Here is a 12,278-nt window from a genome sequence, read left to right as displayed (position 1 = left end):
CGAAACAACAAGGGCGGCAGGCTCGGTCGGCGGTTCAGTGCACGACCGCCTTTTCCGCGCCGACACCGGTGAGCGAGCGCACCTCCATCTCGGCCTGCTTCGCCGGATCCTCGGGCTTACGTCCGCCGAGGAAGGTGCCGACCACACCGAGCACGAAAGCCAGTGGGATGGAGACGATTCCGGGGTTCGACAGCGGGAACCAGTCGAAGTCCGAACCCGGGATCATCGAGGTCTTCGTCCCGGATACCGCCGGGGAGAACACGATCAGCACAATGGTCGAGATCAGGCCGCCGTACATGCTGAACAGCGCTCCGGTGGTGTTGAACCGCTTCCAGAACAGCGAGTACACGATGGTCGGCAGATTCGCCGCCGCCGCGACCGCGAAGGCCAGCGCCACCAGGAATGCGATGTTCTGGCCGTTGGCCAGGATGCCGAGACCGATGGCCAGCGCACCGATGACGACCGCGGTGATCCGGGAAACCTTGACCTGCTTGTTCTCGTCGACATTGCCCTTCTTCAGCACACTGGCGTAGATATCGTGCGCGAACGACGCCGAGGCGGTGATGGTCAGACCCGCGACGACCGCCAGGATGGTGGCGAAGGCAACCGCCGAGATGATGCCTAGTAGGACCACGCCGCCGAGCTCGAAGGCCAGCAGCGGTGCCGCCGAATTCTGCCCGCCCGCCGAGGCGAGAATGCGGTCCGGTCCGACAATGGCGGCCGCGCCGTAGCCGAGCACCAGGGTGAACAGGTAGAACGCGCCGATCAGGCCGATCGCCCAAACCACCGAGCGGCGTGCCTCTTTCGCGGTCGGCACGGTGTAGAAGCGCATCAGCACATGCGGCAGACCCGCGGTGCCGAGCACCAGGGCCAGGCCGAGGGATACGAAGTTCAGCTTGGAGGTCGCGCTGCCGCCGTACTGGGCGCCGGGGGCGAGCACATCGCGGGCGGCCACGCCCTTGGACTTGGATCCGTGCACCGCATCCTGGGCCGAGCCGAGGATATCGGAGAAGTTGAAGCCGAATTTGGCGAATACCAGCACGGTCATCAGCGCCGCGCCGGTGATCAGCAGCACCGCCTTGATGATCTGTACCCAAGTGGTGCCCTTCATGCCGCCGACCAGCACGTAGACGATCATGAGCACGCCGACCACGGCGATCACGATGCTCTGTCCGGTCTTGTCGGAGATATCTAGCAGCAGCGCAACCAGGCCGCCTGCGCCCGCCATCTGCGCGAGCAGATAGAACAGCGAGACCGCGAGGGTGGTCAGCGCGGCGGCGGTGCGGACCGGACCTTCCTTCAACCGGAAGCTCAGCACATCGGCCATCGTGAATTTGCCGGTGTTCCTGAGCATTTCGGCGACCAGCAGCAACGCGACCAACCAGGCGACCAGGAATCCGATGGAGTACAGGAATCCGTCGTAGCCGTACACCGCGATGGCGCCCGCAATGCCGAGAAAGCTTGCGGCGGAAAGGTAGTCTCCCGCGATGGCGATACCGTTCTGCGGTCCGGAGAAGCCGCGCCCGCCGGTGAAGTAGTCGGCGGCGGTGCGGTTATTGCGGCTGGCGCGGATCACCACGACCATCGTGATGGCCACGAAGAGACCGAAAATGGCGATATTCGCGGCGGGATTGCCGACCGTCGCGGCGGCAAGGTACTGCTGGTTCACGCCTGGCCTCCCTCGAGGTAGTTGCGGATCGACGCGGCGCGTGGATCCAGTTCCTTATTGGCGAACCGGACGTAGAGCCAGGTGATGACGAACGTCGATACGAACTGACCGAGGCCGAGCAGCAGGCCGAGATTGATGGTGCCGATGACCTTGGTGGCCATGAAGTCGTGGGCGTAGGCGCCGAGCAGCACGTAGCTCAGGTACCAGACCAGGAACAGCGCTGTCATTGGAAAGACGAAGCGGCGCAACCGACTTCGCAGTTCCTGGAATTGGGGACTCGACTGGACGGCGGCGAAATCCTCCGCAGTCGGCGTGCGCCGCGGTGGCGTGCCATCTTTGTCGAGGTCGATACTGGTCATCGCAGGGTCCTAGCGTGTGACGTGGCTTACTACCCGCCGACCATAAGGGGACCTTCGTGAGCGAATCATGATGTGGCGTGGGTCACTCTGTGAAGGCGCCCGATTGTGCGGTGAACGGTCGGCTGGCCGCGATGAACGGTCGGCGGTCAGCTCGACCGCAGCACCCGCTCCCGGTCGGCGCCCATGCCGAGCCGCTCGGGTGCGTGCATGCGGACGAAGATGCGCCCGATCCGGCGCGCGCTCTGTCCCGGCGTCAGCTTGCTGACCAGCATCATCGCCGCGAATGCCAGCGGCACGCTGATCGCCGCGGGATAGCCGAGTATCGCGGCGAGCCAGCCGTTCGCGAGTCCATCGGAGATACCGCCGGTCACGGATACCGCCGTCGCCCCGCCCGCCGCCGATCCGCCGACGATCAGTCCGGTCGCCGCGCCCTTCGCCGTCAGGCCGCGCCACCAGATGCCGAGCACCAGCAGCGGACACAGCGTCGAGGCGGCCACCGAGAAGGCAAGGGCGACAGTGCGGGACAGATCCAGCGACACCACGGTGAGTGAAAGGCCCAGTGGCACAGCACCGGCGAACAGCGCGGCGGCCCGGAAATCGCGAATCCGCCCGCGCAGCATATCGGTGCTGAGCACACCCGCGATGCTCACCAGCAGACCGGAGGAGGTGGACAGGAATGCCGCGATGGCACCCGCGGCCACCAGTGCCGCCAGCAGTTGGCCCGGCAGGCCCGCGAGCACGGAACCGGGCAGCAGCACCACCGCGGCATCGGAGGTGCCGGTGATCAGCAGTTGCGGCACATACAGCCGCGCGAATACCCCGAGCAGAATGGGGAACAGGTAGAACAATCCGACCAGCCCGATCACCGCGAGCGCGGTGGTGCGCGCCGCCCGGCCATCCGGATTCGTATAGAAGCGCACCAGCACATGCGGAAGTCCCATGGTGCCGAGAAATGTGGCGATGATCAGCGAATAGACCTGATAGGTGGGATGCGCGCCGCCGAATCCGCCGCCGGGTGTCAGCCAGGCCGCGCCGTCGGTCGGCGCTCCGGCCACCACCGGTACGGCAGAGCCCGGCTCCAGGGTCAGTTCGGTGCCCGCCGCCAGTTCGTGTCCACCCGGGGTCAGCAGGACCGGACCGTCCACCGCGCGTCCGTCGAGTGTGCCGGTGATCGAAACCTGTTGTGGCGCATCGACGCGAACCACTACGCCGGTGCTGACATCCACCGTGGTGCGCTCGGTGACCACCGGGGGAGCCGGGGTGCCGAGTTCGCGATCCTCGGCCAGGAAATGCCCGAGCAGCACCAGCGCCGGAATCGCCACCGCGGTCAGCTTCAACCAGTACTGGAATGCCTGTACCAGCGTGATCGAGCGCATGCCGCCGCCGGCCACATTGGCGATGATGATCGCGCCGACCGCCACCGCGCCGACCCATTTCGGCACGTTCAACAGAATGTGCAAGGTCAACCCCGCCCCCTGGAACTGCGGGATGAGGTACACGCCGCAGACCAGCACCACCACGACCGCCGCCAGCCTGCGCAGCCGCAGCGACCCGAGCCGGAACTCCGCGAAGTCCGGCACGGTATACGCCCCGGACCGCCGCAGCGGAGCCGCGACGAACAGCAGCAGACCGAGATATCCCGCGGTGAACCCGACCGGATACCACAGTGCGTCCGCACCGTACTTCGCGATCAGCCCGGCGACGCCGAGAAAGGAAGCGGCCGAAAGGTATTCACCGGAGATCGCCGCGGCATTCCAGCGCGGTCCGACGCTGCGCGAGGCGACCAGGAAATCAGAGGTGGTGCGCGCCAGCCGGACACCGTAGACGCCGATCGCGACGGTAGCGAATGCCGCGAAGAGCAACGCGAGCACCGTGAGTACCGGGGCTGTCGGGGTGTTCACGGTCTGCCTCGATCAGTGCCGTGTGGTATGGAATCCCGTCGGTAGGTCCGATACGCGGCGGTGGGGCGTGATGCCAAATGACCGCATCTGTCGGTGTTGGCCGGGCCCTTGTCCGTCTTACTCGTCGCGGTGCCTGGAGACTCGGCTGAGTGGGGGTGAGCGAGCGGGATTGCGACGCGGCCCCTTTCGTCGCAGTGGACCGAGTTCCTGTCCATCCAACTCGTCGTAGCGCATGGATACCCGGCGGCGCGGCGGCGGGCGAGCGGAGGTGCGGCGCGGGACATCGATTCAGTCCTCGGCCAATTCCAGGAAGTCCTGCTCATTGCGTTCGGCGAGTCGGACGTAGAGCCGCCCGACGCCGTACAACACCGGATACACCGCGACGCCGAGCAACAGCCACGGCAGCCGCACCCCGAGCAGGACGAACGATCCGGTCGAGCCGAGTCGGAAAAGCACCGGGAGCGAACACAAGACGAGGACCATGACCAACCCGACCCGCAGCGCCAGCCCCAGCTGAGCCCGGATCAGCCCACCGATCAGCGCCGCCCCGATCTCGGTCTGCTCGACCACCTCCGTGCGGGTCCGCGCGCGGCGTGCGCCGCGGCGTTCGGCGAGCACAACGCGCTGGCGGGTCGGGCGCTGCTGCGGTGTGGTCACGGATTCGTCCACTGCTGGCGCGGCCCGTGCACCAGACGCTGCTTGAGTTCGCGCACCTGCCGGCGGCTGACCGGCAGTTCCACCGCACCGGCCCGGCCGTCGGCCCGCAGCCGGACCACCGTCGCATTGCCGACCGTGCGCAGCCCGGTCACCAGCCGCAGCGCCACCAGATAGGACCGGTGTACCCGCAGGAACCCGGCGTTCTCCCAGCGGGACTCCAAGGCCGACAAGGGAATCCGCACCAGATGCGAGCCCGCGCTGGTATGCAGCCTGGCGTAGTCGCCGTCCGCCTCCACCCAGCTCACGCTGGACCGGTGCACCAATGTGGTGACCCCGCCCAACTCCACCGGGATGACCTCGCTCGGATCGGCCTGCGGTTGCGCGACGGCCGGTGCGGTACCGCGCGCGCCCGCGATCCGGCGCACCGCCTCGGCCAGCCGCGCCTCGCGCAGCGGTTTCAGCAGATAGTCCACCGCACCGAGATCGAATGCCGCGATCGCCCGGTCATCGTGCGCGGTCACGAAGACCACGGCGGGCGGATTGGCGAACGCGGACAGGATCCCCGCCAACTCCATCCCGTCCAGCCCGGGCATATTGATATCGAGAAACACGGCATCGATCGGATGGGCCCGCATCAGCCGCAGCGCGCTGGTCGCATCATTCGCGTGGTGGATATCCCCGACGCCCGGTTGCGCGCGCAGCAAATAGACCAACTCGTCCAGAGCTGGCTTCTCGTCGTCCACGGCGAGCACACGCAATGCGGCGGCGGACTGGTCGGTGGTCCGGGTCACAGTCGTTCCATGGTAAATGCCGCGTTCGCGCCGCCGGTTGGGATATCCGCACCAGGCGAAAACGGCCAGGATGAAGTCGGCGGCACATCCGCGTCCGGGCGCTCAGGCCTGGATGCCCGCGCGGAATTTCGGGACCCGGAGGCTGACCTTGGTGCCCGCGCCGGGGGCGGTCTCCACGATCAGTCCGTAGTCATTGCCGAAGGCGGCGCGCATGCGGTCGTCGACATTGGCCAGACCCACATGTGCGGATTCGCCGGAACCCGCTGGTCCGGTACCGGTTTCGATGGCATCGAGCGCGCCGGAGCGCAGCAGATCCGGATCCATTCCGATCCCGTCGTCCTCGACGCTGATCACACAGTCGGTGCCCGCGTCGGCCGCGACAATGGTCACGGTGCCGCCGCGCGCCACTCCGGCCAAACCGTGTCGAACGGCGTTCTCCACCAACGGTTGCAGCGCGAGGAACGGCAGCACGACGCCGAGCACCTCGGGCGCGATCTGCAACCGCACCTCCAGCGCGTCACCGAACCGGGCGCGTTCCAGCGCCAGATAGCGCTCGATATTGCGCAGTTCGTCGGACAGCACCGTGAACTCCCCGGCGGCGCGGAAGGAATACCGGGTGAAGTCCGCGAACTCGAGGATCAGTTCGCGCGCCCGGTCCGGATCGGTACGCACGAACGACGCCACGGTATTGAGCGCGTTGTAGATGAAATGTGGGCTGATCTGCGCCCGCAGCGCCCGCACCTCGGCCCGATCGAGCCGGGCCCGCGACGCGTCCAACTCCGCCAATTCCAGCTGCCCGCAGGCGTATCGTGCCACCTCCGCGACCGCGCCCAGCCGTCCCGGCTCCGGCTTCCCGGCGGTCACCACTCCCAAAGCCCCTGCCACCCCGGCATTTTCGATGAGCAGCGGTTGCGCGATCAGCGTGCGCCCGGCATGTTCACCCCGACCGGGCCCAGACACCAGTACCGGCCGTTCGGTCGCGACCGCCCGCCGGGCCGCGTCGGCGAAGGGTTCGGCCAGCTCCGAATGCGGACCGTCCCAGGCCAGTAGGGTGCCGTCGGCATCAGCCACCCCCAGCGCATCGGCCCCGGTGAGCGCCCGCAGATGCGGTGCGGCCTCCTGGGCCGACCGATCGGTCAGCCCCTGCCGCAACGGACGCGCGGCCAGCGACGCGGTATGCAGCGCGGTGTACACCGCCCGCTCGGCCGGAGTGGTCACCATTCGCCGGGTTCGCGACCAGACCAGCAGCGCGCCGACGATCAACACCGCACCGGCGACGACCGCGATGACGGCGGTCGTCGTCACCGCGGACCCATCGAACGCGTCTGTCGCGGCCAGCCCATCGCCCGATTATCGTCGTGGCTCCCACCGAATGCGGGGGCAAACAGCGCAGATCGTAGATTCGCCAGGCGGCACTTCGGGTGCCCGATACAGTCTTCCCGTGACGGTGGGCTACTCCGGGACTCCTCTGGCCAGAAAGATCGGCATCAAACCAGGTCACCGGGTGGTTCTATGTCATGCGCCAGCGCGCTGGCAGATTCCCGATCTGCCGCCGGATGTCGCGATCGTCGCCGACGATCCGGAGGGCGCGGATATCGTCCTCGCGTTCTATCGCGAATATGCCGACCTGGCGCACGAGGCGCCACAACTTGCCGCTCGACTGACTCCGGGCGCGATGCTGTGGATCGCTTGGCCGCGCAAGGCGGGCGGGCACGTCAGCGATATCGCTGAGAACGATCTGCGCGAGCTGCTGCTCCCCATCGGCGTCGTCGATGTGAAGGTGGCCGCACTCGACAACGATTGGTCCGGTTTGAAATTCGTCTGGCGCAAGCGCACGTGATCGCGGGCTCGCGTAGTGTCGAGCGATCCGCGGACCACCCCACTGTCGCGGAAATCGGACAGTCGCAATAGTGGGTCCCGAGACGCGCCGGTGATCTTCACCACCGACACGCCGGGCACCTGCGTGAGCCCGGCGCGGCAGGGCCGAACTCGTCGGTGGGGACCCCTAGAATCGCTACACCAACCCCCGTCGAGACCTTGGGAGGAAGGACCGTCTTGGCCGCCTCGTCCGGATCGTTCGTTCACCTGCACAATCACACCGAGTACTCCATGCTCGATGGTGCGGCCAAAATCTCTCCGCTCTTCGCCGAGGCAAAACGGCTGGGAATGAACGCGGTCGGCATGACCGACCACGGCAATATGTACGGCGCCTCGGAGTTCTACAACTCCGCCAAGAAGGCCGATATCAAGCCGATCATCGGGATCGAGGCCTACATCGCACCGGGCTCCCGGTTCGACACCAAGCGCGTGCAGTGGGGTGATCCGAGCCAGAAGGGCGACGATGTCTCCGGCTCCGGTGCGTATACGCACATGACCATGGTCGCGGAGAACGCGACCGGCCTGCACAACCTGTTCAAGCTGTCCTCGCTCGCCTCGCTGGAGGGCCAGCTCGGCAAGTGGGCGCGCATGGACGAGGAGATCATCGCCGAGCACGCCGCGGGCATCATCGCCACCACCGGCTGCCCGTCGGGTGAGGTGCAGACCCGCCTGCGCCTCGGCCACGACCGCGAGGCCTTGGAGGCGGCGGCCAAATGGCAGGAGATCTTCGGACCGGACAATTTCTTCCTCGAGATCATGGACCACGGCCTGTCCATCGAGCGGCGGGTCCGCGAAGGGCTGCTCGAGATCGGCAAAAAGCTCGGGATCCGGCCGCTGGCCACCAACGACTGCCACTACGTCACCAAGGACGCCTCGACCAATCACGAGGCGCTGCTGTGTATCCAGACCGGTAAAACCCTCAGCGACCCAACGCGTTTCAAGTTCGACGGGGACGGCTACTACCTGAAGTCCGCGGAGGAGATGCGGGCGATCTGGGATATGGAGGTGCCCGGTGCCTGCGATTCGACCCTGCTGATCGCCGAGCGGGTGCAGTCCTACGACGAGGTGTGGCAGCACCGCGACCGGATGCCGATCTTCCCGGTGCCGGAGGGACACGACCAGGCCAGTTGGCTGCGCCGCGAGGTCGACCTCGGGTTGCAGCGCCGTTTCCCGGACGGCGCGCCCCAGGAATATCTGGACCGGGCACAGTACGAGATCGGCGTCATCCTGGAGATGGGCTTCCCGGCCTACTTCCTCGTCGTCGGCGACCTGATCAACCACGCCCGCGACGTCGGCATCCGTGTCGGTCCCGGTCGTGGTTCCGCGGCCGGTTCGCTGGTCGCCTACGCGCTGGGCATCACCAATATCGACCCGATTCCGCACGGTCTGCTCTTCGAGCGCTTCCTCAATCCCGAGCGCGTCTCGATGCCCGATATCGATATCGACTTCGACGATCGCCGCCGCGGTGAGATGGTCCGCTACGCGAGTGAGAAGTGGGGCACCGACCGGGTCGCCCAGGTCATCACCTTCGGCACCATCAAGACCAAGGCCGCCATCAAGGACTCGGCGCGAGTGCTGTTCGGCCAGCCCGGTTTCGCCATCGCCGACCAGATCACCAAGGCGCTGCCGCCGCCGATCATGGCCAAGGACATCTCGGTGTCCGGTATCACCGATCCGGAGCACGAGCGGTACAAGGAGGCCGCCGAGGTCCGCGAACTGATCGCGAGCAATCCGGACGTCGCGAAGATCTACGAGACCGCGCGCGGCCTCGAGGGTCTGATCCGCAACGCGGGTGTGCACGCCTGCGCGGTCATCATGTCCTGTGATCCGCTCACCGACGCGATCCCGGTCTGGAAGCGGCCCCAGGATGGTGCGCTCATCACCGGCTGGGACTATCCGTCCTGTGAGGCCATCGGCCTGCTCAAGATGGACTTCCTCGGTCTGCGCAACCTGACGGTGATCGGTGACGCGCTGGAGAATATCCAGGCCAACCGCGGCATCGATCTGGATATGGACCGGTTGCCGCTCGACGATCCGCGCACCTACGAATTGCTTTCGCGCGGTGACACTCTCGGCGTATTCCAGCTCGATGGTGGGCCCATGCGCGATCTGCTGCGCCGCATGCAGCCGACCGCGTTCGAGGACATCGTCGCCGTCGGCGCGCTGTACCGCCCCGGCCCGATGGGCATGAACGCGCACAACGACTACGCCGACCGCAAGAACGACCGGCAAGAGGTCAAGCCGATCCATCCGGAGCTGGAGGAGCCGCTCAAGGACATTCTCGGCGAGACCTACGGCCTGATCGTCTACCAAGAGCAGATCATGCACGTCGCGCAGAAGGTCGCCGGCTACTCGCTCGGTCGAGCCGATATTCTGCGCCGCGCGATGGGTAAGAAGAAGGCCGAGGTGCTGGCCGCGGAGTTCGAGGGCTTCGAGGCGGGTATGCAGGCGAGCGGCTTCTCCAAGCCCGCGATCAAGGCGCTGTGGGACACCATCCTGCCGTTCGCCGGTTACGCGTTCAACAAATCGCACGCCGCGGCCTACGGCCTGATCTCCTACTGGACCGCCTATCTGAAGGCGAACTATCCCGCCGAATACATGGCGGCCCTGCTCACCTCCGTCGGTGACGATAAGGACAAGGCCGCGGTCTACCTGTCGGATTGCCGCCGCCTCGGTATCACCGTGCTGCCGCCGGATGTCAATGAATCCGAGCTGAACTTCGCCTCGGTGGGCAAGGACATCCGGTTCGGTCTCGGCGCGGTGCGCAATGTCGGCGCGAACGTCGTCACTTCGATCATCCAGGCGCGCAAGGACAAGTCGAAGTTCACCGACTTCTCCGACTATCTGAACAAGATCGACGCCATCGCCTGCACCAAGAAGGTCACCGAATCCCTCATCAAGGCAGGTGGATTCGATTCGCTCGGACACCCGCGCAAGGGTCTGCTGCTGATCCACTCCGATGCCATCGATGCGGTGATGTCCACCAAGAAGGCCGAGGCGATCGGCCAGTTCGATCTGTTCGGCGGGTTGGACGACGGTGATGATTCGGTGGCCTCGGTCTTCAATGTCAAGGTGCCCGAGGACGAGTGGGAGACCAAGCACAAGCTGGCGCTCGAGCGCGAAATGCTCGGCCTGTACGTATCCGGGCATCCGCTCAACGGCGTCGAACATGTGCTCGCGGCACAGGCGGATACGCCCATTCCGGCCATTCTCGAGGGCGATATCAAGGACGGCGCCCAGGTGACCATCGGCGGCATCCTCGCCTCGGTCAACCGCCGCATCAATAAGAACGGCCTGGCCTGGGCCTCGGCGCAGATCGAGGATCTGACCGGTGGTATCGAGGTGCTGTTCTTCCCGCAGGCCTATTCGGTCTACGGCGCGGATGTGGTGGAGGATGCGGTCGTCCTGGTGAAGGCCAGGGTGTCGGTGCGCGATGATCGAATCTCCTTGATCGCCAACGATCTCGCCGTCCCCGACCTGTCCTCGATCGGTGTGGCCAAGCCGCTGGCGGTGGTCATGCCGACGCGCCTGTGCACCCCCGACAAGATCGGCGAACTCAAGCGCATCCTGTCCAGACATCCGGGTACCGCCGACGTCCACATCCGCCATGTGGGGGCGCGCGACAATACGTCTCTGTGGAAATTGGCCGATAGCCTGCGCGTTTCGCCATCTTCGGCGCTGATGGGCGACCTCAAGGCCCTGCTCGGCCCGGGCTGCCTCGCGGGTTAGCCCACACCTGTACCAGCCGAATGCCCGGACCCGCGTGCAGGTCCGGGCATTCGGCATCGAGAGGTGTTGCGGCGGTTCGTGTTCAGGCGTGGAGTTCGGCCATGGTGCGTTCCGCCGGAACAACCGTTCCGCTCGGCTGGGCGCGGCGATGCAACGCCGCCGCCCACACGATGGTGGCCAGTGCCGCGACCCCGAGGACCGCGCCGATCCAGGCGACCGATGGGGAGCCGAGGCCGCCGTCGATGGCCAGGCCGCCGAGCCAGGGGCCGACGGTGATGCCGACATTGAACGAGGAGAAGTTGACCGCCGTCGCGAGCGTGGGTGCATTGCCCGCCAGGGCGAATACCCGGGTGTTCAGTGCCGGATTCATCGCGAATCCGAAGGCGCCCAAGAGGAATACCAGGATCACGACCGGCACCGGCAGGGTCGCGGTGAGCGCCAGTATCGCCGAGAAGAGGATCAGTCCGGTCGCTCCGATGGTCAGCACCCGGAAGGGATGGGCATCGGCGGTTCGGCCGCCCACCGTGATGCCGATCAGCGCCCCTACGCCATAGACAGTCAGCACCAATGGAATCCAGCTCTCCGCGATCCCGGTCGTGCGGGCCAGCAGTGCGCCGAGGTAGGCGAAGGTGACCAATAGTGCGCCGGTGCAGAGCGCGGTCGTGCTGTAGGACAACCACAGTCGCGGATTGATCATGGTGCGCAGTTCGCGGCGCAGGTCGGGTACTTCGGCGGGGCGTCCGCCCGGAATCTTGCCCGCCACACCGGCCATTGCCAGCGCCGACAGCACGGCGACCGCCCAGAACGCGGCACGCCAGCCGAGGTGCTGGCCGATCATCGTGCCCGCCGGAAGTCCGACGATAGTGGCCACGGTCAGTCCGCCCGCCACAATGCTCATCGCTTTGCCGCGCACGTTATCCGGCACCAGGCTCAGCGCCGTGGTCGCGGCGACCGCCCAGAATCCGGCGTACACGAACGCCCCGACCACTCGGGTTCCGAAGAGCACCCAGTAGCCCGGGGTCAGTGCGGCCACCACGTGCGCGGCGATGAACACGCCGAGGAAGGCCAGCAGTGCGGTGCGGCGCGACCAGCGCAATGTGACCACCGCCAGCACCGGCGCGCCCACCAGCATGCCCAGCGCGAATGCCGAAATCAGCAGGCCCGCTCGAGGTATGGAGACGCCCAGGTCGGCGGCCATGTCGGTGAGCAGGCCGGAGAGCATCAGCTCCGAGGTGCCCTGGGCGAAGATGGATAGCCCGAGGATGTAGACGGCGAATGGCATCGGGGCCCTCTC

At 66.6% G+C, this 12,278-nt stretch carries 9 protein-coding genes; 2 read left to right on the top strand and 7 right to left on the bottom strand.

Annotated features, from left to right (window positions below):
• Window positions 1-34: 34 nt before the first annotated feature.
• From ACQP2D_RS31175 to ACQP2D_RS31150, 6 genes are all read right to left on the bottom strand, one after another.
• Window positions 35-1,669: a solute symporter family protein gene (locus ACQP2D_RS31175; RefSeq protein ID WP_433679491.1), complete on the bottom strand. Its 1,635-nt coding sequence runs from the start codon at window positions 1,667-1,669 to the stop codon at window positions 35-37.
• The gene (locus tag ACQP2D_RS31170; protein WP_433679490.1) at window positions 1,666-2,028 is read right to left on the bottom strand and encodes a DUF485 domain-containing protein; all 363 of its coding nucleotides are present in this window, start codon (window positions 2,026-2,028) and stop codon (window positions 1,666-1,668) included. The genes ACQP2D_RS31175 and ACQP2D_RS31170 overlap by 4 nt, the downstream gene beginning before the upstream one ends.
• 146 nt (window positions 2,029-2,174) lie before the next feature.
• Entirely contained in the window at window positions 2,175-3,929 is a 1,755-nt protein-coding gene (locus ACQP2D_RS31165) for a cation acetate symporter (RefSeq protein ID WP_433679489.1), read from the bottom strand.
• A 288-nt stretch (window positions 3,930-4,217) separates the two neighbouring features.
• On the bottom strand, window positions 4,218-4,586 hold the full coding sequence (locus ACQP2D_RS31160; protein ID WP_433679488.1) for a hypothetical protein: 369 nt from the start codon (window positions 4,584-4,586) through the stop codon (window positions 4,218-4,220).
• Complete coding sequence (locus tag ACQP2D_RS31155) at window positions 4,583-5,377, bottom strand: LytR/AlgR family response regulator transcription factor (protein WP_433679487.1); 795 nt, start codon at window positions 5,375-5,377, stop codon at window positions 4,583-4,585. The genes ACQP2D_RS31160 and ACQP2D_RS31155 overlap by 4 nt, the downstream gene beginning before the upstream one ends.
• A gap of 102 nt (window positions 5,378-5,479) precedes the next feature.
• Complete coding sequence (locus ACQP2D_RS31150) at window positions 5,480-6,682, bottom strand: histidine kinase (protein WP_433679486.1); 1,203 nt, start codon at window positions 6,680-6,682, stop codon at window positions 5,480-5,482.
• A 136-nt stretch (window positions 6,683-6,818) separates the two neighbouring features.
• Here ACQP2D_RS31150 and ACQP2D_RS31145 point away from each other — a divergent pair, with 136 nt between their 5' ends.
• Together ACQP2D_RS31145 and dnaE are read left to right on the top strand one after the other, a co-directional pair.
• Window positions 6,819-7,217, top strand: a complete 399-nt coding sequence (locus tag ACQP2D_RS31145) for a DUF3052 domain-containing protein (protein WP_433679485.1) — start codon at window positions 6,819-6,821, stop codon at window positions 7,215-7,217.
• Between the two features lie 215 nt (window positions 7,218-7,432).
• Entirely contained in the window at window positions 7,433-10,984 is a 3,552-nt protein-coding gene (dnaE, locus tag ACQP2D_RS31140; protein WP_433679484.1) for a DNA polymerase III subunit alpha, read from the top strand.
• Between the two features lie 82 nt (window positions 10,985-11,066).
• On the opposite strand, the gene ACQP2D_RS31135 is transcribed toward dnaE, so the two are convergent.
• The gene (locus tag ACQP2D_RS31135; RefSeq protein WP_433679483.1) at window positions 11,067-12,266 is read right to left on the bottom strand and encodes a Cmx/CmrA family chloramphenicol efflux MFS transporter; all 1,200 of its coding nucleotides are present in this window, start codon (window positions 12,264-12,266) and stop codon (window positions 11,067-11,069) included.
• Window positions 12,267-12,278 lie beyond the last annotated feature (12 nt).

The sequence above is a fragment of the Nocardia sp. CA-119907 genome, assembly GCF_050955995.1.
Classification (GTDB): domain Bacteria; phylum Actinomycetota; class Actinomycetes; order Mycobacteriales; family Mycobacteriaceae; genus Nocardia.
Note: the sequence above shows the minus strand (reverse complement) of the source record. Positions and strands in the feature narration are given on the sequence as shown.

Excerpts from the sequence above, each read along its gene's own strand:
- ACQP2D_RS31170 (WP_433679490.1), bottom strand. The coding sequence starts at position 2,028 with ATGACCAGTATCGACCTCGACAAAGATGGCACGCCACCGCGGCGCACG.
- ACQP2D_RS31135 (WP_433679483.1), bottom strand. The coding sequence starts at position 12,266 with ATGCCATTCGCCGTCTACATCCTCGGGCTATCCATCTTCGCCCAGGGC.